Here is a 25273-nt window from a genome sequence, read left to right as displayed (position 1 = left end):
GGCTTCTCTTTTGATCTTGGCGGCGATCGTCAAAATCGCCTAGTTGGCACAAAATTGTCGCGCCCAGGCAGACTGAATGAGGGAGCGCAGAATTTCGCCGCTGATCGGCTTGACGAGGAAGCCGTCCAGATCGGGGCATTCTTCCTGATGAAGCCAGCTGGGAGCGTGCCAATCGGTCAAGGCAACGATGGTTACCCGATCTTGGGTGTTGCGCTGGCGAAGCTGGGTTAGCAGGTTTCGAGACCACGACTGAAAGTCTCCCGCCAGAATCACCAAGAAGGGCGATCGCTGATCGGCGTGGACAATCGCTTGATCTTCAGAATGGGCGATCGCAACAGAGCACTGCATTTCTAGCAAAAGCGCCTTCAGTTCACCCAGCTCTTCGGCACCCTTTTCTAAAATGAGAACATTGCTCTGGGGCAGTTCCATATTCCATCGGGGTTCTACCCGCCAAACGCAAGAGGACAAAGACACGTTCAATTCCAAAGTCTTTAGGACCTAGATTTATAGTTCCTAGATTTTAGACAGGTCTATGCCTTTAACCCAGCAAATTCCGTTTTTTTTAGGCTTTAAGAATTACCTTATAAATTGCTTGATCGCGCGATCGCAAAATAACTTTAAACGAAGCGTCACAAAGCATAAATTTTAACTTTTCTCTGTGCCGGGCCATTCAATCGATTTCAGGATTCAGAGAAATTTCGGTTTGAGCAGGCAGCTTGCGCAAGTGCGGTTCTCGTAAATAAGTATTTTGCGTGCAGAGTGGGCAGTAGAGCGGCTCCAGCCGAGAGGACAATCTCTGGACCGACAAGACCTGCCTCACATTGCTCGAAGCGTCCAGTCTAAAATCACTCAAATCGCGGGCTCGTGCTTCTCAAAGGGTGATCGCCAGTTAATTTTGTAGCTTTGATCTGTCTTGAAACTGACCAATTTAAATCTTTTAGATAGAATCAAGTTCCTTATTTCATTCCAGAAAACCTGATAAATTTTTAGAATATTTTTCTTTTCGTTTATGCACTATATCTTCGAGCAAAGCTGGAGGATACACGGACTCCTTTCTTCTTCTCTTGGATACTCAGTAAGAAATTTTGGTCTTAAGCAAAAATTAAATTGATCGCGCTTGAGATTGTCGAATTAGTTTACAGATATTGGCACAAATTGGTGCAGCGGGGTGCTTGGGGCGACTCAAAGACCCTGATCAACAAAAATCGTTCAAAATCAGCACAATACCCAGATTATTTAAGGTAAATCTGGCGATCGCGGCAGCGGGTGAAATCAGGCGGCTGCTAGCATCGGCGTAATCCAGAAACGCTACCCGATACTTTCGGTCTGGAATACTCTCTCGTCTTAAGGTTTGAGGCCAAATTTTTATGTTCAATGCTCTTTCAGCCCATTTTGTTTCCCGAGCCGGCGGGGGTGAGCGGCGATCGCTGCCGTGGCTCTTGGGCGGGCTAGCCGCGATCGCCCTCAGCGGCTGCGACACCACCAGCACCGCTCAGTACGACGCCACCGCCACCACCACCTACACCTGGGTTGTCGAGTACACGACCCCCGGCACCGACAAACTTCCTCGCCCCGAGATCTTCGAGAGCACTCGCCTGGTCAATCGCAACGGTCAGCGCCCCGAGGAAGCCGTCACCGGACCCGATGACCAAGGCCTGTGGTGGCCCGCCCTGCCGCCTCGACCCACCGTCGACCAGATAGAGGCGCGGATCCAGCAGCCCCAAGAGCGCCCCAGCACTCCTCAGATCCAGAAGTCCGTCGACTACCAGGTCACCATTCCCCAGGAAGGCCAGCCAGTCACTCTGCCGACCAATGCCCAGGTCTATCGCCAGGTTGCCAAAGCCTACCCCAACCAAGCGCCCCTCACTTTCACCCTCGGCGTCGACAATCAGTCGGTCGAGAAAGCCGAGCCAGGCACAACAGGGCCCTAGACAATCAGGTTTTTCGCCCTTTCTCAGACCTCTGCGAGCAAGTCAGCCGTTTCACAATTTGCCGCCGCAAAGCGCATCCAGAGGTCTATGGGTCTGCAAGTCAAACCTTTCTTCTTGCAAACCTCAAATTTTTTTTCAAACTCAGGAATTAAACCGCAATTCCGAGCAATCATGGGTCAAACCAACGGCAACCATCATGCATTCAGGTTTGATCCGTTTCTGGCTGATTGCGATCGCTTTCGGCACAGTAGCGGGCTGTGCTCCCTTCATGCCGCGCTCGGAGTATGGCCAGCCTCTGTCAACCCAAACCACGACAGCCACTGAGTTGCGATCGCTGCCCGATTTGCCGGAAGACTGCCCCATCAAAGCTCGGGGTAGCTACCAGCGCCTCGAGAAGCTGCTGCAAGGCCAAAATCTCGACGGGGGCGATCGCCTTTTGCAAACCTTCGAGGGCGAGGCTCGCAGGCTTCTGGGTCGGCCCCAGTACTACCGGCCCAGCGACAGCGGCACCACCTACGAGTGGCCCAGCCCAGACTGCAAGGGCTGGTACATCAGCGCCAGCATGGGTCCTCGGGGCTCCAGCATTCTGACCGCCGAAATCCCGCCCCCCATTGGCGTGCTGGCTGACGCTGATTCTCGATCTCCCCTTCAGTACACTTTGGCCGGCCATCGGCGGGAGGTCGAGGCGATCGCCTTTAGCCCCGACGGCCAAGCCCTCTTTAGCGGTAGTCCCGATGGCGGCGTGCACCGCTGGCAGGTCAGCAGTGGGCAGCACCAACAGGCCCTTGATGCTGATGACTGGATTCGTGAGTTACGGGTCGATCCCAAAGGCCAGCAGCTAATGGGTCTGGGCAAAGACCTGACGGTCTGGAGCCTCGCCGATGGGGCGATCGCTAAGACCTGGGAATTTAGCCAAGGCGGCAGTACTCGCAACTTTTTTAGCCATGACCAGCGCTTCATCGTTAGCGAGATCAACGACGAACTCGTTGATCTCTGGGACATCAGTCGCCAGCAGCGAACGGCCACCTTTCCGCCCCCGCTGCCGCTCCCCCCAGGCGCTGGGCAGCCCCAGAGCGTCCAGGTCGCGCCCAATATGACCCTGAGCACCAGCAGCACCCCAGTGCGACAGTCCTCACGCCCCGGCTATCGCCTCGGGGCGATCGCCCTTCACCCCAACAACCGCACCCTCGCCGACGCCCAAAACCAGGGTCTTGGCCCCGATCAAAACGGCATTATTCTCTGGGACATCCCCACGAACCGCAAGCTACGCACCCTCGCCGGCCACAGCTACGTGGTCGAGGCGATCGCCTTTAGCCCCAACGGTCAAATCCTTGCCACCGGCAGCGCCGACACCAGCTTTGCCGAGGAAAGCGTGATCAAGCTGTGGAATCCGGACAAAGGAATCCTCATTCGGACGCTATCGGGGCAAAAAGGCGGGATTCGGGCGATCGCCTTTAGCCCCGACGGTCAGACTCTCGCCAGCGGCAGCGGAGCAGGCAGCATTGTCCTGTGGAATCTCCGGACTGGCCAGGCGCTGCAAACCCTGACCGGCCACACCCGAGCAATCACGGCGATCGCCTTTAGCCCCGACGGCCAGACCCTCGCCAGCGGCAGCAGCGATCGCACCCTGCGCGTCTGGCAGCTTCAGGGCCTACGGTGACAGGCGAGCCTTTTTCCAGCGATTGGCCTTGTACCAGGCCGCCACCGCCGGCACCCACGCCTCAAAATGCGGCCAGATCAGATCGCACATCTGCTGAATCTCGAGCTGAGCGTCGCCCTTAGCCCGCAAATCCAAAATATGCATCAGCGATCGCACATTGGCCGACATCACCCAGTGCTGGCGAACATCAAAGGGGATCAGACCCCGCGCATGCTCCTCCGCAAATCCCTGCTCGATGCGAGTCTTGTAGCGATCGCACGCCTCCAGGCACCACGCGATGTCCTGCTGACGCTGCTCAGCCGTGTACTCGTACTTTTTGCCCTGGCGATCGGCATAAAATCCCAGCGGACGCAAATAAAACACGTCCTCCACCTCTCGCTTGCCCTCCGCCACTTCCAGCAAGCGCGATCCGGTATATCGGAAAGATTGAACATCGAAGCTCACGCCCACGCGATGGGTGCGGAGCTGTTGCATGGTGCTGTGGGGGAACCAGCCGAAGTTGAGCACGATCTGGGGGTGCTCTAGGGGGCCAAAGTGGCCGCGATTGCCTGCCAACAGGTGTTTGATAATCAGTTCGCCAGCGCTTTCTTCGTCAGGCCAGCGATCGCGCTCATCCCAGACAAACATCTCCGCATAGTCCTGGTGCATAGCGGCGTAAATAACCTGTTGGGGATGAGAGGTTTGGGAAACAACCTCAACTCGAAAGCGCTCCATATCCGCGTCGTCTCTGATGCAGGGCTCCAAATTTTATCAGGTTCTCAGGGCTTAGCAGCCTTCCGTTACGAAACCGGCTGGCGCGATCGCGCCTCTTCGCGACGCTCCTGGACCGGGGAGACCGGCGATCGCTGACTGGGCGCCAAAGCCGGAGGCGACGGCAGCTGCCGAAAACTCTCCAGAGCAGCCGCTCGCACAATGGGTTCCTGCTCCCGCCGCAGCATCAACCGCAGCGCATCAGCCAGCACGCGCAGCTCCTGGGCGTCCAGGTGAGAGGCCTGGGCCATCTGGGACAGCTGCCGCACCGCCACCAGGCGCTGGAGGGGGTCCGCCGCTGCCAAGTCGGCGAAGGCGCGATCGAAGGAGGCCGGGGCGCGATCGGCGCGGCGGCCCAGAACCTGCCAGACCAGCAGCGCCAGCAGGGTCAGCGTGCCCAGCCCCTGGAGCGCGATGCCCGAGGCCAGCCAAAAACTGTCAGTGTCGCTCCAGATGGCGATCGCCAGGTAGGTGCTTACAGCCACTACGCTACCGCTTCCGGCGGCCAGCAGGACTGGCCAGTTTTCGGCCTTCAGCCAGCGCCGAATTTCAGCCGTATCTACCGGGATTGGATGCTCGCGCAGCCAGTAGCTAAGCCACCAGACAGCGCCACCTGCCCCCGCCGCCAGCATGAGCTTCCAGTCCGTCAGCAGCAGCAGACCGCCCGCGATCGCCCCCCAGCGCCAGAGCTTTGGTTGTCGCAGACGCTGGGGGGCGCGGCGCGGCGACAAAGCGCGATTTGGGTCAGACGGAACGGGCGAATCGGACGGATTGTGAGCCTGGGAAGTCGCAGGAGCCACCTTAAATTGCCTGATGAAAGGAGAAAACGAGACTAGCCATGGGGCGATCGCCCATGCCCCAGAGAAAAATCTAGGGTCACTGGCATTCATCACGTTTACATAAGCATACCCGCAGTTTCACTGCTCCGTAGACGCGCCTGCGGCGGGTCAGGCGTATCTCGCCCCGCCGTCTAGCCGCCCCTCACAACAGGTGGGGCTTGCTCGCGCTGACCAAAACCGACGGCGTGGGCACACCGGAGGACTCGGGCAGCGACGAGCAAACCTCTGGCGACACTTGCAGGTAGCGCAAGCACTCCTCAGGGGTCAGCTGGCGATCGCTGCGACCCCGGGCCAAGCGCATCAGCGAAGACCACGTCGCCGCCCAGCCGTATACTCGCCCATCCTCGGACAGAGACATCAGCCACCGGCCATCGGGCGTAAACTGAGCCTGCTGCATCGGCAGCGTCGCTCCGCCAATTCGCTGAGGACGCAGCTTGGCCTGCTGCAAGCCAGTTTTGGCGTCCCACAGAGCAGCGCTGCCATCGGTACTGGTGGTAACGATCGCCTGGCCAGTTGGGCTGTACTCCACATCCAGCAGCGGCTGACCATCCCCCGGCAGCAGTACCTGAACTTGCCCCGTTTTGCCATTCAGGACGCGGGCGACGCCGTCCCAGCTACTGGTTACCAGCAGCTGGCCATCGGGGCTAAAGGCAGCGCTGCTCACCGCGTCGGGATGGGGAAGCACCTGGATCCCTTCCCCCGAAGTGACGTCCCAAATCTGGGCAGTGCGGTCCCAGCTCGCCGTGACAAGGCGCTGGCCATCCGGGCTAAAGCGGGCCATGGCGATCGTCGCTTGGTGACCTTTCAGCAGATGGCGCAGCGTCCCCGTTTCCAGATCCCAAACCCGCACGGCCAGATCATCACCAATGGCCAGCAGATGGGCACCATCTGGACTAAAGGCCAGAGAACGCAGAACCACCGCAGCGCCCGCCAGATCGAGGTCTAGGGCAGTCGGTAAGGGCTGGACCTTTGACAGCGTTCCGTCAGGCTGAAGGGTCCGAAGCGCGATCGCACCCTCGGAGGAGGCGATCGCCAGTTGGCGCGTCATTGGGCTGTAGGCAACCCCCGTCAGCACCGCAGGGGTTGCCCCAGGGGCCTGGGGGGACAGCAGATTCATCGGTGCCCCTAGGGGCTCTCCCGCCACCACGTTCCAGCGTTGCAGTTCCCCACCTTCACTCACGGTCAGCAGGGTCGATGAGCCTGCTTGGGCCGTAGTCTGACGATAGGCTTGGGCGATGCGCTGACTGTCTTGCAGGGCGGCCAGGGTCTTGGGGGACGAGCGGCTAAAACGTGACAGCAAAGACAGCAGCGGCATCACGCGGGAGGTCTTGGCCTCGGAGTTCAGGGCCAATGCCAGGGGTGACGTGGACCACATCGCCGCTCCAAAGGTCGGTGGCGCTGAGGCCGTCGTCAGCTCTTGGTCCATCTCCACGGGGGCTGTGGGTCGCGGTTCTAGGGCCATCATCCAGCGAATCGGTCCTGAGGCCATATTGAGGGAGGGCAGCTCGCCGCCGCCATGAATCTGCCAGCGAGCCACGGTGCCCGTTTGGCGGACCGTGAGTAGGGAGGCTCCATCGTCGGCAAAACTGGCGCCGAGAATCGCGCCGTCGGCCTGGGGCAAATGGGCGATCGCCTGTCCGGTCTCGGTCTCCCACACCTGGGCTGTTTCTCCATGGTGCTTGGAGGCCGGCACAACGCTAACCAAGAGGCGGCCCCCTGCGCTGAACTGCACCTGTCGCGGCTGTTGGCTCTCTTCCTGGGCCTCAGCCACATTCCCCAGGCGGATCGGTGCCGTATTGGTGACTCTCCACAGCCACAAACTGCCTCGGTCGTCCGAAAGGGCAATTTGGGAGGCATCGGAGCTGAATTCGAGGCGATACTGTCGAGGATCCGAAGGCCGCTCATTCCCTAAAGGCAAGCGGCGCAGCAGACGGGTCGTTTGGCTATCCCAAAGCTTGATCGTGCCGTCTTCGCTGACGGTGGCGATCGCCCGCCCATCCGGGCTCATGGCCGCCTGGGTCAACGGAGCGCCATGGTTAAGCAACTGCGGCGAGGCAATTTTGGCTTTGGGGGCCGTGGGCAGCCGCCACAGCTGGGCCGCAGCGGTGCGCCCCCCCATCAGGAGCTGGCGTCCGTCGGGGCTGAAGCTCAGGCTGTGAAGAGGCTTGGCGTGGCGTGCCACCATCACCGGGGTTCCGACCTCCTCTGCCGGGCGATCGTCTAGACGCCACACCACCATTTGGTGGTCACCCACCGCCGCTAGCCAGCGTCCCTGGGGATCTAGAGCGATCGCCGTTGCCGCTGTGCGCAGGCCCTTCATGCGCAAAATTCGCTGATGGGAGACCTGCCAAAGTCGCAGATCCGCCTCATTTTTCACCACGAAGGCGACCTGATTCCCCTTCGGACCGATGGCCATTTGCTCAATGGCCGGAGCCTGATCGGTGGACCAGTCCCAGGCAGCCGCTAGCTCCTGGGTATCGATGTCCCACAGCTTGAGGTTGTTGGCTTTATCCACGGTCAAGAGGCGATCGCGCTCTGGCGTAAAAGCAGCCTGGGCGATCGCCGTCGAATCTTTCCACAGAACCTGTTGCTGGCCCAGGCGCTGGAGAGCCGATCGCAGGCTGGCCTCGATCTCCTGGGTGCGTCCTTCCTTCTCCGCCACCACTCGGCTGATCAGCAGGGCCGCCGTTGGGTCCCCTGAGCTGGTGTCCAGGATGTCTTGGGCGATCGCCGCCGTTTGGCGAGAGTTGACCAGCCGCAGGTGCTGCTCCTTCTCCACCTGGCTGCTGGCCGTCACCCGGTACTGGGCAACCGTCACGGCGATCGCCGCCAGCAGGACGCAGGGCACCATCATTTGCAGCATCCGGAACTCCTTGTGCGTCCGGCGGCTCTCGGCCTGGCTCAGCGCCACGTACTCCATCGCCAGCCCCGACAGAGACCTCGGGTACTCCGTCAAAAAGGCCTCAGCCTCCCGCAGGCGAGCCCCCGTCAGCAGATGCTCAGCCCGCTTCGGCTGGCCCCGCCGCAGCCAGTCCTGGGCCAGCCGCTCCAAGCGACGCTGGCGCAGCAGGCGATCGCGATGGGTGACCAGCCACTGCTGCATCGGCTCCCAGTGATGCAGCAGCGCCCCATGGACTAGGTCCACCGTCGTCTGGGCAATGCCCGCGGGATCTTGAATGCGATCGGTCACCACCAAGGCGCGGGCCGCCAGGTGTGCCAGCATGGCCTCCACCGCCGGGGCCTCGAAGGCTTGCCCCAAAAGCTCGTCCTTGAGAGCGCGGCGGCGGGCAACCTCCGTTTCTTCGCCCACGTACACGAGGGCCAGCAAAATATGCTGCATCAAGGCCTGCTGGGATTCCTCCAGGGTCTCCCACAGCGCCGTCGCCCATCCCTGCACCAGGCCCCGCACACCGCCAACGGCCAAGTAGTGCTCCAGGGTCAGGCGATCTGTAGCGGGCGCTTGCTGCCACAGCTCGGTCATGATGCCCTGGATCAGGGGAAACGGCGCTGGGGAGACGGTTACATCCAGCAGCAGGGCCTGGATCAGGTTCGGTTCGAGGGCGCAGTTCACGCTCTCGGCGGGGCGGGCGATCGCCTGGCGCAGTTCCTTCTCCGTCGGCGCTGCTAGGGTAATCCGAGCTTCATCTACATAGATAGATAGGGCGCGATCGCCCTGGGCCAAGGGCAGCGCCTCCGATCGCAGCGCCGCCACCACCGTAAACCAGTCCCCTGCCAGCCGCAGCGCCCCCGTCAGCAGCTCGACGACCCGCTGCCCCTCAGGGCCCAGCGCCAGAAGCTGCTCTAGCTGATCCGCCACCAGCACAAAGCGGCAGGCCCCAGGCACCGTCGGTAGCTGGGTCAGGGAGTCCGACGCCCCCGTCAGGCGACTCTGAATCAGCCGCACCAGCCCGGGCGCTCCCTCCTGCAAAAGGCGCTCTGCCTGGTGCAGCTGGTCCGCTCGCTCGACGCTGGAGGCCTCAGGATCCACAAACACCGCCGCCAGGTGCTGGAGCGGCTGGGAGGCCAGGTTTACCCAGTGCACCTGATAGCGATCGCCCCTTTGGCGCAGGGCTGGCACCAGACCCGCCCGCAGCAGCGACGTCTTGCCGCTCGCCGATCCACCCACCAGGGTCACCCAGCGGTGGTGCTGCACTCGCTCCAGCAGCTGCGCCAGCACCGCCTCGCGGCCAAAGAAACTGGCCGCCTGGGCCTCCGAGAATGGCTGCAAGCCGGGATAGGGACAGGCGATCGCCTCTGGGGCGGGCTGCGAGACCAGCGGGCGATCGCAGCGGGTCAAAATAATTTCACTGCCAGAATTTTCAAACAGCGGCTGCTGGATCTGGCCCTTGAGGCCCCGATTAACCGCCGTTGTCAGGGAGTGATTGGTCACCAAGCCGCTCTCTGTCTGGCGAGGATCGAGCCCTTCCAGCAGCGCTTGGGTAAACACACTATAGGGACTTTCCAGGGACTCATAGGCCACCTCATAGTCCCGCGACGCCGCCATGAACAGGCGATCGACCCCGGGTGAAGCCCCCGGATCCGCCTCCGCAAAATTCAGCAGCTCACCGCTATGGCAGCAGTCCAGCAGCACAATGCGCTGGCGCACCGGACTCTCCTGGAGCAGCCGCCGCAGCCAAAACAGCGACAACCCATAGAATCCCTGGGCCGGATTGGCGTCGCTGAGGGCCAAGTAGCCCTCCTGAATCCCGGCATCCTTCTGGAGGCCGTGGCCCGAAAAGTAGAACAGCGCCGTGTGGGGAATATTGCGCCCCTTTGGCTTGAACAACCGCACCAGCGACGCCTCGAGGGCCTGGAGCGAAACCGGCGATCGCGCACCCACCCGTGGCCGACCCTCCTCGATCGCCTCCGGCAAGCGCGTCACCCGAAAGTCCCCGTGGGTTTCCAGAATCTGGGCCACCGCCTCCGCATCGTGGGTTGGTGCCCGCAGACTCGGCAAAAATTGATAGCTATTAATTCCAACAATTAGCGCGTCACGCATCATTAGATCTGCACCCTGTTCCCCTGGAAAAAGACGAAAATCCTCCAGGACGGCGATCGCAGGCGATCGCCATCTAGCACTGGATATTCCCGTGGCTTATCCTCCTGTTGACCAGAGGCCCAATCAGCCCAGCGGGCGATCGCGCCTACCGGTCAGCTCATTGCCGCGAGCATCTCGGATAAGCCCATCGTTAACAGACTCTCTAAAGCCGACCTTTGACGGCGTTTCATGAAGCTAAAAATTCAGACCTAGAGCCACTAGATAGATCGGTTAACGCTTAGCATCAGCGCCACTAGCCTCTCTCATCACCAAGCCATGATGAGCTCAGAACGCCCTAGCTTCCTGGCCTCCTAGTCCGCTTGTAGACCGCGTTTGCACCACAAGCAGCGCTGGGAACTCTTTGCCAACAAGCGATCGCCCACAAAACACCATTCAGGGAACACACTGTCCAATGATTCACCAGCTTTTTTGTGAAGGAATGTGCACTACCTACCCGACTCACTACCAGTGTCTTGATTTAAGTAGTCATTGCAGCTACCACAGATTGGGGCACTTAGCAACTGCAACAACGACAAACTAGGAGCTGAGGCACTCACTAAGCAGCTGACTTTTTCAGACAACTCATTAGCAAATGCAGAAAAATAAAATTCAGCAACCCTGTTTTCTCGCCTATAAGATATCCAATCTCAAATGTTTTGTAAAAAGGGGTGAGACCCTCAATAGCAAAGGGTTTCAATCACTTTTTCTATAAATTTAGACGATTGCAAGACTCGTGTTTACACGGGCATTTTTATTTTATGCGGCGAGCTGAATTACCTATAAATATGAAGCGCATACGAAAATCTTGTGAAATTTTCACGGGTATTGCTCAAAGCCAGTCAGCTTCTTCAGCAAATACCGATACTAGTGCAGTATTTTCACGTATACGAGCTCCGAGGAATCTGTAAAGTTTTCACGGAGCCCTCTGCAAGGTGCAAATCCCGCCAAGGAATCAAGCCCTTGACGGGACATCAGCCCCTCAAAAGTGGAAGCACAGGTTTCCTAGCGTAAAGTTGCCGTCAAAGCTCGAAAAGACTACCCGATGGATGTTGTCCGCATGCAGGCCTAGAGGGGCGTTGGGGGAGACAGCGCTGCCGGATTCAGCACAGTTAGGCGAGAGCAAGGGCACAGCCGCAATCCGCTGCCCGTTGCTGTCATAGGCCATCATTTGGAGCGATCGCGAGCTGGTGACGCGGCTGCTTACATAGCGCACAGGCCGCCGAAACTTCACCTCTAGCCAGCCTTGTTTGGGCGCTCCCATCAGCACAAGATCGCCGCCATAGGTCGGAAAAGCCGGGTTGGAAGGGCGCAGGGCCACCGCATTCGAGAAGGTGACGCCCCACTGCTGAAACTGACGATCTACGGTGCTGAAGCACTCCAGGTCGCTCCACAGCAGATGGATACAGTCTGCTGGAACCAGAGCAAGCGCTGCTGTGGCTGTCTGGAACGCAGCCGGGACAGCGCGTAAGGGTGCCGCATCACGAGTTTTCGTTTCTTCGGAGGCGTAGGACGACGAAAACTGGGTGCGGGATCTAGAGGTCCGGGTCTGCTTCCGGGACGCTTCGAAGTATGACTGCTTAGGCATACCGCCCTCAACTCTTTACATTTCTGTGAGCGGCCACCACCTTCAGTAGGGAAGGTGTGTGCTGCGATTTACTGAGTAGTCCCGATGCACCCTGTCGTCAAAAACACTCTGTGTGAAGCGTTTTGGTTTGGCCTGTCCATGGTTCCACGGTGTTGGGTGGAAATTGGCTATGGCCCTGTAGCGGTAGTATAGTCTGATGTTAGGCAAGCTGCCGTGGACTTACTGATTTGATTCCCTGATTTTAGGAATTTACCTCAGCTTTCTTACGGAGTTTGCTACATACACAGAAATTTACAGCAATAAAGCCCTGATAAAAGTCTCAAAAACTACATCAAGACTTTGTAAATTATTTCCATTATGCAATGAGTGCATACTTTTAGGGTCCCCCTAATGGATCAAAGTGGGCGATCGCTCTCTATCAGTCGGCTGTAGGCCAAACGGGCGAGGCACAACTGGGAGCACAGGGCGACAATAAGGGAATGCAATAAATCTTTAGGCAACGAGTCATGTTCCAGCCACCGGGTTTTGTCCAGCGATCTATCGTCACGAGCCTGGGAACGATGGTTTACCATACGACCGCCGAGGAGGCACCTTGGGCGTCTGCAAGCTTCGACCCAGCGCCGTTGGTGTTTTTCCATGGGTTTGGTGGCGGATCGTCTTCCTATGAGTGGTCCAAGGTGTATCCAGCCTTCGCGGCGGACTATCGAGTGATTGCGCCGGATCTGGTGGGCTGGGGCCGTTCGGCCCATCCGGCCCGAGACTATGAGCCAGAGGACTACGTGACGACACTCCGGGAGTTTTTGGAGCAGGTGAGCGATCGCCCGGTGATTGCGGTGGCGTCTTCTTTGACAGCGGCCTATGTGGTGCGAGTGGCGATCGCTCGACCCGAGCTGTTTCGAGCGCTGATTTTGGTGACGCCAGCGGGGCTGTCGGACTTTGGCGAAAACTACACCCGCAGCCTCTTTGCTCAGGTGGTCAAAACGCCGGTCGTCGATCGCCTGCTGTATACCTTTGGCATCGCCACCGCTGGGGGCATTCGCAGCTTTTTAGAGCAGCGCCAGTTTGCCGATCGCGATCGCATTTATCCCGAGATCGTTGAGGCCTATCTCGCCTCGGCCAGCCAGCCCAATGCCGAATATGCAGCTCTGTCCTTCGTGCGAGGGGACCTGTGCTTTGATCTGGCGCGCTACATGCCAGAGCTGACCACGCCTACCTTCATGATTTGGGGCGAAAAGTCTCAGTTTACCGGGCCAGAGATTGGCCGCCGCCTGGCCGCCCTCAATCCCCAGGCTGTACGGGTTTTCCATGCCCTCGAAGGGGTCGGCCTCACGCCTCAGCTGGAGATACCAGCGGTCACGATCGCCTTGATTCGCAGCTTTTTGCAGGAGATCGAGGCAACGGCTGCCCTCCCGGCCTGAGACAGCCTCTCTGGATACAAAATACAAATAGGGGCGATCGCTTGCGGCGATCGCCCCTATTCAAACCAATGCATTTCATTAGGCGAGTGCAGGTTCTGGCCCACCAAAACCCCTAGTCAGCCAGCACCTACGGCTGCACCCGAATATCAATCACGCTGGCATTGAAATCATAGCCAAACCCTTCTAGGCGCACCGGCGTGCCCACCTTCATATCGCTATTGCCAAGCACCACGCCTTGATCCGTGATTTGGGCCTTGCCCGTCAGCGTGATCAGCAAATCATTGGTAAAGGGCACCTCGGGCTCTGGCGCATCCTTGACGGCGAGGGAGCCATCCGGCTGAGGAACGTACACCTTGCGGCCCAGAGGCTCCACAGATTTCACATTAATTTCGCCGAAGGGCTGGTTACGGATGATGATATTGGTCGGCTGACCGGCCTTCACCAGCTCAAAAGGTTTGCGGGCGCTCAGGCCTCGGGCCACCACATCAACTTCTACTTGCTTGACTGAGCTGCCCACTTGGGCGATCGAGGTTCCGGATTTACCAGGCACCAGCAAAATACCCGCCAGCACCATGGCAATCACCAAGCCCGCCGCTATATCTAGAATGCTGAGCTTGCCAAACAACCGACCTTTTGAATCCAAAATTGCCATGAATTTTTCCTTCTTGCTGGGCTAGGAAACAACAGCTATTTGCCGCCCCGAGCCGAGTGCGGGCAGTCCTGAGCCAGATTATCATGACTTGTTCACAGCCACACACAACAACTACAGAAAGCGCTGTATCACTGGGGTTTCACGCTCGGGCCAAAGCAAAACTTAGGCCTAAGATCTCTACATGATGGTGTCAAAGCGAGACTCATTGCGAGGACGCCAAGTCGAGCTTTGGGCGCGCGGTTTTTTGATTTCCCAAATGGTTTCGTTGCCGTCGCGGCCGACTTTTTGGAAAATGAACCCGCGTCGCTGGAAGCTGGGGTGCTTGTTAATCGTTTTGGGGGACATCTTGAGCAGCTGGCCGAGCTCGGCGGTGCTCAGGAGCCAGTGGTTGTTGCAGGCGTCTTCGAGGGCGCGCAGGTGGGCCAAGGGATCGGGAGTGGTGGTCATGCGAGAGGCGATCGCCTCCACCAGCACCGCTAGGGCAGCCTGCTGACGATCCACCGGGACCGGCGAAATCTCCTCAGGCGGCGACGGCTGAATTGCATTTTCGGGCTGATGCCCTCGCAGGTGAGGAAACTGCTCCACAAAGGACATCAGGCTTCCTCCATCGTAGATGTGATCATCGAGAGCATCCAGAATTTCTAGGTGCTCTTGGTGGATGAATAAGCCCCCATCCTGGCTTTGCGGGTAGATGTCTAGCTGGTTGAAGCGAGTGAACATTTCAGCCTCATCAACACCGTAGCGTTCTAGGAGGCTCGCAACGGCATGTCGCTCGGTTGGGGCATTCATGGCGAAGAGCGGGTTCAATCATGTTTCGCCAGCATACCGCGCGCTTCTCGCCAGTGCCAGTCGTACACTTGAACTAACTTATTGTCGGATGGCGATCGCCCAGGGCGCCCAGTGAAGCCCCGTGACGATTGGGCAAGCTTCTCTCTCTTGGCCATTGATCCACTCCCCGGTCTGAAGACGCGGGGATTCGGGACTCAGGCAGAGATAGCAGGCAAAGCCTGACTGACATCTCCTACTCCCCAGGTTGAGACCCCAACCTGCTTGATATTCACAGCCGCATTCTCATCTCGGTCATTCACCGACTGACACGCGGGGCAGCGCCACCGCCGAACCGACAGGTCCAGAGATTCCAGGATATGCCCGCAACCGGAGCACGTCTTGGAACTGGGAAACCAGCGGTCAATGTAGGTGACCCACTTCCCTTTTTTCTTGGCCACCGACTCCAGGATGGACAGAAACTCTCGGAAAGCCAGGTCACTCACCTTTCGACCCCAGAGACGCTGCATCGCTTTCAGATTCAGCGTCTCAAACACCAGTACGTCAAACTGGTCTGTCAAAGTATGGGCCAGTTTCCAGAACCAGTCTTGTCGACGATTCGTGATGTCCTCATAGCGGCGTACTAGATTTTTCCTGGCCTTCTCTCGACCACGAGACCCCTTCTGCTTCCGGGAATGGTTCCGGCTAGCTTTCTGGATAGCCTTGAGAGACTGTCTGAAAAACAGAGGTGACTCAATCTTGAACCCCTCAGAGCAGGTCAGGAAGGTTTTGAGCCCGAAATCGAAGCCCGCTATTTTACGAGGCGTGGCATCCGATTCAAACTCTTCCCCTGAGTCCACCACCACAACCATAAACAGCTCTCCCAAGGGGGTTCGCTTAATGGTCAGGGTTTTCACTTTTCCTTCGATCTCTCGGGAGTTCCAGTATTGATACACCCTCTCGCCAATCTTGACGCGGTTTCCGCCCAGGAATTTGTAGCCTGCCTGTTTGAGAGTGAACGATTTATATCGCCTCACCTTCTTAAAACCAGGTGGTCTGACACCTTTGCCGTGATGTTTGAAAAACAGCTTGTAGGCTTTGTCAATGCGCTGACAGATGTCTTGGACGGCCTGAGAGCCCACAAGCTGCCAGAAAGGATCGCGCTTTCGCAGCTTGGCAACATGAGCCTGAAGTTTTGCACAACTCAGGTGCTTGTTCCACATCCGGTAGTACCGTTTGTGAAGGGCAATGCAGTGGTTGTAGATCACCCCAGCAGCATTAATCGTCCGCTTGAGATGGCGGTTTCGCTTGTGCTGATAGAGCTTAAACTTCAAGGTTTTCACAGCTTCCATGATAGCCTATTTGCATAGGCATTGTGTAGGCAAAATGAAGAAAACGCTCAACATCAGGGTAGAAGAATCAAGGCTTCAAAAGCTACGGCAGGTAGCAAAGATGAGGAAGAAAACCATGACTCAATTGATTGAGGACTGGATTGACCGATTGCCTAATCCTCCCAAGGAGGACGCTGCCGAATAAATTCGGCTCTTCGCTTATATCCCCCGGTTGAAACGCGGGGGCTTTACGCGGCACTTCCGTAAAATGGTACTAGGATTGTTTGTCTGTCTCGATTCTTGTTCTTTTCTCGGCTGAATAACGTCATGGGCTACGGCCTCTATCTCTACGGCATCTTTCCGCCTCCCGGACCTCGCCTCCACATCCAAGGCCTCGATCAGCAGCCGGTCCACGCCCACACCCTCGATGGCTTTGTGTTTCTGTACTCCGAGGCCCAGCAAGAGCGCTACCTGGCCAGCCGCCGCAACTTACTCGGCCACGAAAAAGTTCTCGAAACGGCCATGCACGAAGGGCACCGGACGCTGCTGCCGCTCCAGTTTGGCCTGATCATCGAGGACTGGAAGGCGGTCGGGCAGCAGCTCATCGAGCCCCACAGCCCCAAGCTCCATCGCCTGCTCCAGCGCCTAGAGGGCCAGCGAGAAGTGGGAATCAAGCTGATGTGGGATGAGGGCAGCGAGCTGCAAATGCTGCTGGAGGAAAACGAGGCGCTGCGGGCCCAGCGCGATCGCCTCGAAGGCCAGACCCTGAGCATGGACCAAGTGGTCAGCATTGGCCAAGCCATCGAGCAGGCCATGCAGGCCCGCCGTCAGGCAATCATCCAGACCTGCCAGGCCGCCCTCAATCCCCTGGCGACGGAGGTGATCGAAAACGATCCCCTCTCCGACGTGATGATTTACAACGCGGCCTACCTGATTCCCTGGGACAGTGAGGCTGAGTTTGGGCAGCGCGTCGAGGAGATCGACCAGATTTTTGCGGGCCGGCTCCGCATCCGCTACAACAACTTCACGGCCCCTTTCAATTTCGCTCGTCTGGACCAACTAGACTGATATCCCCCTAGGAGTTGGGTCATGGTACTGCGTCTTTTGTTTTCGCCGGTGACCGGCATTGCCTGGATTGGTGAGCAGCTGCTGGAGCGCGCCAGCACAGAGCTCGACGAGAAGGAAAATCTCAGCAAGCGGCTGCTGGCGCTCCAGCTTGCCCTGGATTTGGGAGAGATTTCCGAAGAAGACTACGAGGTCGAGGAGGAGGAGCTGCTGCTGGCCATTCAGGCGATCGAGGATGAGGAGCGAGCCAATCGCCTGGACGCTTAGGGGTTTTGTGCGGAACGCGGGCGTTTAGGCCTGTGGTTCTTAGGGAGGCTGGCCAGAGGGGCCAGGGGCACCCTGCGGGTTCTAGCTGCTGTTGGAAGGCTGAGCCAAGGGAATTTGTTGAGAGGCATTTCTCCAGGTGCTAGGGGTTCTGTGGAAAAGTAGGAGCGAGCTGGAAGCCTTGGGAAGGGCGATCGCTCCTGAAATCGCGTCGCCGCCTGAGATCCGGGCAAAGGGCGATCGCTGGGGAACGCTGTCAGTTGTCAATTGAGCGTTCCCGTTGTTCAACCACAGGTACAAAACCGATGAAATCTTTTTGCACAGCCCTAGGCGTTTTGCTACTGCTGAGCAGCTGCGCACCTTCGCAGAGCGTTGGTGAAGGGCAAAAGCAGGCTGAGCCCTGCCCTCAGCTGGCGTCGACTCCGATTTCCCTCAAGGCTGGAGCCCAAGAGCCGCTCTACGCGCCCTTTGACTTTCACATTCAGACGATCGCGGAGGATGAGCAGTATCTGCGCTTTCGGGGCGAGAAGGTGGAGTTTGTGGTGTGTAAGGGCGATCGCACCTGGGCCGTCGTCGCCGCTCCCCCCCAAAATAAGCCCGTCGGCGAAGCAGCCCACGATGCCCGCCTAGCCGAAATTGAGAATCCATCGCTGCAATCTATTGCTCTTGATGGCCAGACTTACCAATATCGGGTCAAGCTCAACGCCAGCTGGATCAATCCAGACAATTCCCCCAGCCCTGAGATGACTCGCACCGAAGAAGGGGTTGTCTTTGAGCTGATCACGCCAGATAACCCAACGCCGCGAGAAATTCCCCTCTATACGCGGCAAGAGCTGGAAGAAGCCCAGTTGGGCTCCAGCCTGGGAGTGCCACGGGTGAGCGCCGCGATCGCGACGGCAGATAGCCTCTGGTGGGCGATCGCCGCCGAACAGGGAGAAGGAGCCAGCGGCGTGACCACCCTGATTCGCTTCACGCCCAGCAGCGGCGACCTCGACGTGATCAAGCCGGAAGGACTACAAGGAGCCCAGATCACCGATCTAGCCGTGACCGGCCAGGGTGACGACCTCACGCTATGGCTGGGGACACAGCTCAGCGGCGAGGGTAACCCTTACCTGCCCGCCATGGGCCTCGTGCGATATCGCCCCCAAACGGACAATCTCAACACCGGCAGCCTCGCCACCTACACCCCCTACAACAGCCCCCTGATCGGCGCCATTCCGGATCGGCTGCTGATCAAGGATGAGACGCTGTGGATCGCCACCGCTAACGGCGTGTGCGCCGTCCCCCATGCCCAGATCGACCAAGCCGCCTCCTGGGAGTGCTGGCGCTTCACGACGACGGCTGAGCTGCCCGCCGGTGGCGTGCCGCTGTATCCCTCGGTTCAGGCCGACCAGGCCGCCACAACCCTGACGGGCGATCGCGTAGAGGTCCTCTGGAGCGCCCCGGCTCGGGAGTCGGGCGAAAATCAGCCCTGGATCGGGCGCTATGAAGTGGTCTACGATCCGGGCTTCACCGTGAGTCTGGAGGGAGGGGCTACCCAGGCCCCCAGTCAGCTCAGAAGGCTGTTTCCCCAGGTCGAGCGCGGACCTGCCGTGGCGTGGCCCGGTGACGAGTGGCGCTGGGAGGGCGATCGCTTTGTGCGCGCCCTGGACGAGGTCAGCCTGAACATGGTCGGCGGCGGCCCGAGGGGCCTCAGAACAGAAAACCAAGAATCCGGCAATCCCTACATCCGAGACTGGGCCGCCATGCGGGGCGACCTGAGTCTGCTGGAGCTGACTGACCAGAAAACCGAAGTTCGTCACTACTCCGGCTGGGTAGACACCGACCTACTCAATCCGACCCCGACGGTCGTGCCGGCGGAGGAACCCACCCAGCGCCAGCCGAATCCCCTAGAGGCGATCGCCCGACCGACTCCCAAGTCCTAGATCCGCCACAAAGCAACAGCACCGCCGGAATCTGGTCATCCCGGTGGTGCTGTTGCTTTGCTATTTATCCCCCGCAAGCATGGGGGTGAGAATCCTGTTCTAGGCGGCGGTCAGGCCGTTGTGGCGCAGCAGCGCAGCGGTGCTCGGTTCGCGGCCCCGGAAGGCCTTGAAGACCGTCATCGGGTGCTCACTGCCGCCCAGGGCGAGCACGGTCTCCCGGAAGCGCTTCCCGGTTTCGGCGATCGCCCCTTCGTTCTCCAGGCCCGCCTCCTCAAAGGCCGCAAAAGCGTCTGCGCTCAGGACCTCAGCCCACTTATAGCTGTAGTAGCCCGCCGCGTAGCCCCCTGAGAAAATGTGGCCAAAGGCGCACAGGAAGGCATCCTCGGGCAGGGGCTGCAGCACCGACGTCGTCTGGGCAACGCGATCGCGCACATCCCAGATGGTCTCTGAGCCGCCGGACTGGTAGCGGTGGTGCAGCTCGATATCCAGCAGGCTGAAATGCAGCTGGCGCAGCATGCCGCTGCCGCTCATGTAGTTTCGGGCCGCCAGCAGCTTCTGGTAGTAGTGCTCCGGCAGGGTTTCGCCGGTCTCGTAGTGCTTGGCCATGTTGAACAAGGTGGCCCGGTCATAGCACCAGTTCTCCATGAACTGGCTCGGCAGCTCCACCGCGTCCCACTCCACATTGTTGATGCCCGCCGCGCCGGGATAGTCCACCCGCGTCAGCATGTGCTGAAGGCCGTGCCCGAACTCATGAAAGAGAGTTTCCACTTCCTGGAAGGTCATCAGGCTAGGCTTACCATCCACCGGCGGCGTCTGGTTGCAGATCAAATAGGCCACCGGCAGGCGCAGGGCTTCGCCGGTTTCGGTCCGCTGGCGAGCGCGGCCCAGGCAGTCGTCCATCCAGGCCCCGCCGCGCTTTTCGGCCGGGCGGCTGTAGGGATCGAGGTAGAAAAAGGCGATCGCCTCTCCGGTCTCATCGGAAATTTGGAAGTAGCGGACGTCTTCTTGCCACACCGGCGCTTGGCCATCGGCGGGGGTAATGGTCACCCCAAACAGGCGCTGGGCCAGACCAAACAGGCCATCGAGGACCCGGGGCAGCGGGAAGTAGGGCCGCAGCTCTTCGGCGTTGAAGGCAAACTTGGCTTCCCGCTGGCGCTCGGACCAAAAGGCCGTATCCCAGTGGCGCAGGCCGTCTGCGTAGGTCAGATCCTGCGCCGCCGCAAAGGCCTTGAGGGTTTCGAGATCGGCGATCGCCGCTTCATAGCTCGCCCCCCGCAGCTCCTCCAGCAGACCCTCCACCGCTTCCACGTTGGGGGCCATTTTTTGGGCCAGGCTCAGCTCTGCGTAGCTCCCGTAGCCCAAGATTTTTGACTGCTCCTGACGCAGCTCCAGAATCCGATCGATCAGGGGGCGGTTGTCCAGGTCTCCACTGGAGGCGCGACTAATAAAGGCCCGGTACAGCTGCTCTCGCAGGTCCCGACGGGTGCTGTACTGCATGAAGGGAATGAAGCTCGGGCCATCTAGGGTGATCCGCCACGGGCCGGTCTCTGCCGTCGCCGTCTCTGCGCCAGCGGCGCGGGCCGCCTGAGCCGCTTGGCTCAGCAGGCTCGGGGGCAGGCCGTCCGCCTCTTCCGCCGTCGTCAGCGTCAGGCTAAAGGCCTTCGTCGCATCCAGAACATGGTTTGAAAAGCGCGTCGAGAGCTCGGCCAGCTCCATCTGGATCGCGTTAAAGCGCTCCTTAGCCTCTCCTTCGAGGCCCACCCCGGCCAGCTCTGCATCCCGAATCGAGGACTCTACGATGCGCTGCTGGGCCGCCGAGAGCTGCGCCCACTGCTCGCTGGCGCGCAGGGCTTTGAAGGCTTCGTAGATGGGCTTGCTCTGACCCACGCGGGTGTAGAACTGCACCACGCGCGGCTGGACGGACTCGTAGGCTTCCCGCAGGGCGGCGCTGTTTTTGACCCCCATTAGGTGACTCACCAGGCCCCAGCTCCAGCGCAGGCGATCGGTGATGGCATCGAGGGGCTCGACCAAGGAGCTCCAGGTGGGCTGAAGGGTTGCCTCTAGCTGGCCAATCGCTTGCTCTAGTTCATCAAGCAGTCGCGTCATGCCCGGCACGACGTGGTCAGGGCTGATCTGATCAAAGGGCGGAAGACCGTTGCCAATGAGGAGAGGATTTTGGGTTTGAGTTGCGGTCAAGGTCATAGCGTTTCACTGACTTGTTGAACTAGGGAGGCGTCGGTGCCCCGACGGGCGCGGACAAGGCTTCGAGATCGCCTGAGGGTCAGAAGCGAAGGTAGCGCGAAACGGAGCTTGCAGGCTTATCAAGGCGTTTTTGAGCGATTGAGGGGCTTTTAAGGCGGCGATCGCCCTTAAAAGCGCCCAAACTTGACGAATTCGCTTCTTAGAAGGAAACCTCAGGGAACCTCTAGGAAACGTTTCGGCTGGCACGAGGCCCAAAGCAGCCTAGGAGCGATCGCCCCTGATTCTGAAGCCGCTGCCCACGCTTCTAATCGTCTCATTCCTGAGTCTAGCGAACCTGTCTATCCCTGGAAGTGCGGAAATCTCGCCATCTCTGGCCTAGCGCATCACCTCCCGCCAGGTCCGCGGCCCAAACTCCAGCTCAAATTCTTGGACGATCCACTCCAGAGTCTTGCCCTGCTTTTGGGCGATCGCCCCCAGATAGCGCTGGTAGGTCAGCTTGTCCTTGAGGGTCGGCTGCTCGCCAAAAATCGAGTATCGAGCCCAGACTTCCTCTGGCCAGCGGCCGATTTGGTCATAGTAAGCTCGCCGCGCCCAGTTGGGCGCGTGGCCCCGCTGAAACGTCCGCTGGCGCTGCACCTGAAAGAATTTGCGCAGGAGCCGCTCATCATCGGTTTGGCGCAGCTGCTCCAGGCTGACCACCTCCACCAAGTCCTCCGCACACACCGGGCGATCGCTGGGCCACTCGTAGCGACAGTGGGGACACTCCGTCGCAAAGCTCAGCACCACCGCCTGACACTGGGGACACTGCTTTTTGGGCACCTCCCCCTCCGCCGAGGCTTCCCGAGTCGAGGGCAGCGAATACTCCTGAATATCTTCGGGAATCCCCAAACGCTGGACATTGCCCGCCTGATCCAAAATGATTCCCCCCGTTTTGCCCGTTCCGGGCGAAATTCGCATCACGCGGCCAATTTGCTGATGGTGCAGCGCCACCGACTGGGTCGGCCGCAGCAGCAGGCCCACCTCCACGCTCGGCTCATCAAAGCCAATGCTGATCACATTGCACGAGGTCAGCACCAAGATCTCCCCCGCTCCCAAGGCCCGGTACAGCCGCTGGCGCTCCTTGATCGGCGTACTGCCCGCCACCACCGCCGCCGGAATCCCCGCCTCATTAAAAGCGTCGGCCACGTGGCGCGCGTGCCCCACATCCACACAAAAGGCGATGGTGCGCTTGTCCGGCGTCAGGCGCTGCCACTCCGTCACGATTTTTTGGATCAGCTCCGGGCGATCGCAGGCATTCTTGAGATCCCGCTCATCAAAATCCCCTGCCATCGTCCGCACCCCGTCGAGGTCCATCTGGCTCTCGGCCGGCATGCTGAAGTAGCGCATCGACGCCAAAAAGCCCATTTTTTGCAGCTCCGAGGGCACCGGCGACGCCACCAGGGTTTCCATGTGCTCCCCCAGCTGCTCCGGCCCCAGGCGATAGGGCGTCGCTGTCATCGCCAGATGGATGGCCTTGGGATGGGTTGTGTACATCACCTCCTGGCCGATCTGGCTAAAGACCGTCGTGTGCCCCTCGTCATAAAACACCACATCCGCCGGCCACTGCCGCCACCAGTCCCGCTTGGCCATGGTCTGAATGCTGGCGATCTGAATTGGCGCATCGGGCACCTCCGGCCAGCCCGACTTGATAAAGCCGCAGTGGAGCCCGAAGGACTGCATTTTGTCGTGGGTTTGGCCCACCAGCACATCCAGGTGCACCAGGAACAGCAGCTTGAGCCCCTTGGCCTCCGCCTGAGCGCAAATCTGGCCGCCAATCACGGTTTTGCCAGCGCCGGTCCCCGCCACGATGGCAATGCGCCGATGGCCCTGGCGCATCTTGACATACAAGTCATTAATGAGCTGCACCTGATAGGGGCGCAGCTTCGGGGCCGCAGGCCGAGTCTCCAAGTCCACCACACCAGACCTCCTCACAGCACAGGGGGCGATCGCGCCCTTTAGCCGCAGCGCTGGTAGCGCATCCCGGGCTGCTGAGTCACCAGTCCCAGCAGCTCTAGCTGCAGGAGCGCACTCGAAACTGTCCCAGGAGGCAACGCTGCTTGCTGCACAATTAAATCAAATGGCGCGGCCTCTGGCGTGATCACGGCCAAAACCTGTTGCAATCCCGGCTCTAGGTCGGGAGGCGGTGGCGCAGCAAACAGCTCTGTTTGCACCGGCTGCACCGGGTCGAGGGAAGGCATCCCGCCCAGCATCTCCAGCAGGTGGCCCTCGCTCAAGATCACCTGAGCGCCGGAGTTGATCAGCCCCAGGCAGCCCAAAGCTCGCTCATTGTCCAACGATCCAGGCAAAACATAAACATCACGGCCGTATTCATTGGCCAGCCGAGCCGTGATCAGCGCGCCTGAGCGCACCGGGGCCTCCAGCACAACCACCGCTCGACACAGCCCCGCCACGATGCGGTTTCGCTGGGGGAAATGGGCGCGATTGGCTGAGGTTCCAGGAGAATACTCGCTGAGAATCAGGCCGTTCTTGGCGATCTGGTGGTACAGCGATCGGTTGCGGTAGGGGTAGACCACATCGACGCCAGTTCCCATCACCGCGATGGTGCGGCCTCCGGCTTCCAGGCAGCTCTCGTGGGCATCGGTGTCAATGCCGTCTGCGAGGCCCGACACCACCGTGAAGCCCTGGCGGGCGAGGGCGGCGCTCAGGCGGCGGGTCCACCGACGGCCATAATCCGAGGGCGATCGCGTGCCGACCAGGGCGATCGCCGATCGCTGGCCGCGCACCTCCGCCTCATCCACCACGCCTCGGTAGTACAGCAGCGGCGGCGGATCCGCTATCTCAAACAAAAGCCGGGGATAATCTGGATGGGCAGGCGTCCACCAGCGCTCTGGCTGGGCCTGCTGCTGGTCTAGGAGTGCCTGCGGATCCACCCGCTGACGACTCTGGACAACTCGGCTCTGAAGCTGAGCGCCAATCCCCTCGATCGCCAGCAGTTCCTGCGGGTCAGCCTGCCAGGCCGCCGCCAGAGACCCAAAATGATGGTGCAGCCGCTTGAGCAGCACGGGGCCAATGCCCGGCAGCTGGGCCCAGGCCAGCCAGTAAGCCGCGTCGTTTGTCAAGCTAGCGCACCTTCTCTAGACGGGCTTACGGGAGGGCGGCTCTTGCTGCTTGAGTCGCCGAAAGAAAATCCAGTCTGCCTCGCCACAGTGCACCGAAACAAGCTGGACGTGGTCGACCAAGCGGCTGATGCTGCGATCGACTACGGAAATCCACTCCCAATGGTGGTTGAGCCGCAGAAACCGCTGAGGATCAGGGCATTCGATATTCAAAATCAAATGTCCCGGATGACCGGCCAGCTCGGCGGTACATCCTTCTAGCTGGGTCTGCGTTGCCTCGTCGAGCAAGTCCCAAAACTTGCTCGACAGCGCCTGCATTAGATCTTCTGCGATCGCCCGATCTCGTCCTCGAAGATCTGATTTCTCATCATCCACAAATAATCTGATCTTCATGCCTCACCCATTCAGTTGGTAGCCCCTGACTCATGCCCCTGAACAACCAATGACATCTCGGGCGGTTTTGGTGCTTCCTGGCAAGCTCTTGCTCCCCCAGAGCACCCCAGTCGCTCGCTGTCCTAACAATGGTTATTCCTTTTGGATACTAGTTCTGCCTCTAAAGTTCCCAATTTCCAAAAGTTTTAACCTAGCAGGATCGCGATCGCGCCAATTTCTCACAGCAGATCTCGGCGGCAAGGAGGGTGCGAAACCCGCTGAGGGAGCTGCTAGCTCCTCCCGTCAGGCTGAGAGTCCAGCAGAGCCGGGGCTCTGGCTCCTGTGACTGTCTCAGGCTCC

General features: G+C 59.7%; 18 protein-coding genes. 6 read left to right on the top strand and 12 right to left on the bottom strand.

The genetic code is table 11. The features are described 5' to 3' along the window. Positions 1 to 39: 39 nt before the first annotated feature. Positions 40 to 429 (bottom strand): hypothetical protein, encoded by a 390-nt coding sequence (locus GEI7407_RS08465; protein WP_041268344.1) that lies wholly within the window; start codon positions 427 to 429, stop codon positions 40 to 42. 938 nt (positions 430 to 1367) lie between these two features. On the opposite strand from GEI7407_RS08465, the gene GEI7407_RS08460 reads away from it, so the two are divergent. Together GEI7407_RS08460 and GEI7407_RS08455 are read left to right on the top strand one after the other, a co-directional pair. Then, positions 1368 to 1931 (top strand): hypothetical protein, encoded by a 564-nt coding sequence (locus tag GEI7407_RS08460; protein WP_015171729.1) that lies wholly within the window; start codon positions 1368 to 1370, stop codon positions 1929 to 1931. A gap of 196 nt (positions 1932 to 2127) precedes the next feature. Continuing rightward, on the top strand, positions 2128 to 3591 hold the full coding sequence (locus GEI7407_RS08455; protein ID WP_015171728.1) for a WD40 repeat domain-containing protein: 1464 nt from the start codon (positions 2128 to 2130) through the stop codon (positions 3589 to 3591). Here GEI7407_RS08455 and thyX read toward each other — a convergent pair. From thyX to GEI7407_RS08435, 4 genes are all read right to left on the bottom strand, one after another. Further along, entirely contained in the window at positions 3583 to 4305 is a 723-nt protein-coding gene (gene thyX, locus GEI7407_RS08450) for an FAD-dependent thymidylate synthase (RefSeq protein ID WP_015171727.1), read from the bottom strand. The two genes, GEI7407_RS08455 and thyX, sit on opposite strands and share 9 nt — an antisense overlap. A gap of 65 nt (positions 4306 to 4370) precedes the next feature. After that, positions 4371 to 5141 carry a hypothetical protein gene (locus GEI7407_RS08445; protein WP_015171726.1) on the bottom strand — a complete coding sequence of 257 codons (771 nt, stop codon included), beginning with the start codon at positions 5139 to 5141 and terminating at the stop codon, positions 4371 to 4373. Between the two features lie 181 nt (positions 5142 to 5322). Then, a complete protein-coding gene (locus GEI7407_RS19435) occupies positions 5323 to 10182 on the bottom strand; it encodes a caspase family protein (protein ID WP_015171725.1) in 4860 nt (1619 codons plus the stop codon). 1015 nt (positions 10183 to 11197) lie between these two features. Beyond that, positions 11198 to 11803 carry a hypothetical protein gene (locus GEI7407_RS08435; RefSeq protein WP_015171724.1) on the bottom strand — a complete coding sequence of 202 codons (606 nt, stop codon included), beginning with the start codon at positions 11801 to 11803 and terminating at the stop codon, positions 11198 to 11200. Positions 11804 to 12309: 506 nt separating this feature from the next. On the opposite strand from GEI7407_RS08435, the gene GEI7407_RS08430 reads away from it, so the two are divergent. Further along, entirely contained in the window at positions 12310 to 13221 is a 912-nt protein-coding gene (locus GEI7407_RS08430; RefSeq protein WP_015171723.1) for an alpha/beta fold hydrolase, read from the top strand. Between the two features lie 127 nt (positions 13222 to 13348). Here GEI7407_RS08430 and GEI7407_RS08425 read toward each other — a convergent pair whose 3' ends face one another. From GEI7407_RS08425 to GEI7407_RS08415, 3 genes are all read right to left on the bottom strand, one after another. After that, positions 13349 to 13873, bottom strand: a complete 525-nt coding sequence (locus GEI7407_RS08425) for a DUF4330 domain-containing protein (RefSeq protein WP_015171722.1) — start codon at positions 13871 to 13873, stop codon at positions 13349 to 13351. A gap of 177 nt (positions 13874 to 14050) precedes the next feature. After that, entirely contained in the window at positions 14051 to 14662 is a 612-nt protein-coding gene (locus GEI7407_RS19430; RefSeq protein ID WP_015171721.1) for a hypothetical protein, read from the bottom strand. A gap of 194 nt (positions 14663 to 14856) precedes the next feature. Next, positions 14857 to 15981: an RNA-guided endonuclease TnpB family protein gene (locus GEI7407_RS08415; RefSeq protein ID WP_041268838.1), complete on the bottom strand. Its 1125-nt coding sequence runs from the start codon at positions 15979 to 15981 to the stop codon at positions 14857 to 14859. A 315-nt stretch (positions 15982 to 16296) separates the two neighbouring features. Between GEI7407_RS08415 and GEI7407_RS08405 the strand changes: the two genes are divergently transcribed. The 3 genes from GEI7407_RS08405 to GEI7407_RS08395 all read left to right on the top strand — a co-directional run bounded on the left by GEI7407_RS08405 (position 16297) and on the right by GEI7407_RS08395 (position 19223). Next, positions 16297 to 17037: a GvpL/GvpF family gas vesicle protein gene (locus GEI7407_RS08405; protein WP_015171719.1), complete on the top strand. Its 741-nt coding sequence runs from the start codon at positions 16297 to 16299 to the stop codon at positions 17035 to 17037. A 21-nt stretch (positions 17038 to 17058) separates the two neighbouring features. Beyond that, a complete protein-coding gene (locus tag GEI7407_RS08400) occupies positions 17059 to 17301 on the top strand; it encodes a gas vesicle protein GvpG (RefSeq protein ID WP_015171718.1) in 243 nt (80 codons plus the stop codon). A gap of 302 nt (positions 17302 to 17603) precedes the next feature. Further along, positions 17604 to 19223 (top strand): hypothetical protein, encoded by a 1620-nt coding sequence (locus GEI7407_RS08395; RefSeq protein WP_015171717.1) that lies wholly within the window; start codon positions 17604 to 17606, stop codon positions 19221 to 19223. A gap of 99 nt (positions 19224 to 19322) precedes the next feature. On the opposite strand, the gene GEI7407_RS08390 is transcribed toward GEI7407_RS08395, so the two are convergent. The 4 genes from GEI7407_RS08390 to GEI7407_RS08375 all read right to left on the bottom strand — a co-directional run bounded on the left by GEI7407_RS08390 (position 19323) and on the right by GEI7407_RS08375 (position 24934). Further along, the gene (locus tag GEI7407_RS08390) at positions 19323 to 21425 is read right to left on the bottom strand and encodes a M3 family metallopeptidase (RefSeq protein ID WP_015171716.1); all 2103 of its coding nucleotides are present in this window, start codon (positions 21423 to 21425) and stop codon (positions 19323 to 19325) included. Between the two features lie 375 nt (positions 21426 to 21800). Further along, positions 21801 to 23381 (bottom strand): DEAD/DEAH box helicase, encoded by a 1581-nt coding sequence (locus GEI7407_RS08385; RefSeq protein ID WP_015171715.1) that lies wholly within the window; start codon positions 23379 to 23381, stop codon positions 21801 to 21803. Between the two features lie 38 nt (positions 23382 to 23419). Next, complete coding sequence (gene dprA / locus GEI7407_RS08380; protein WP_015171714.1) at positions 23420 to 24544, bottom strand: DNA-processing protein DprA; 1125 nt, start codon at positions 24542 to 24544, stop codon at positions 23420 to 23422. Between the two features lie 15 nt (positions 24545 to 24559). Continuing rightward, positions 24560 to 24934 (bottom strand): hypothetical protein, encoded by a 375-nt coding sequence (locus GEI7407_RS08375; protein ID WP_150109742.1) that lies wholly within the window; start codon positions 24932 to 24934, stop codon positions 24560 to 24562. Between the last annotated feature and the right edge of the window lie 339 nt (positions 24935 to 25273).

Origin of the sequence: Geitlerinema sp. PCC 7407 (genome assembly GCF_000317045.1) — a bacterium.
In the GTDB taxonomy this organism is placed as follows: domain Bacteria; phylum Cyanobacteriota; class Cyanobacteriia; order PCC-7407; family PCC-7407; genus PCC-7407.
Note: the sequence above shows the minus strand (reverse complement) of the source record. Positions and strands in the feature narration are given on the sequence as shown.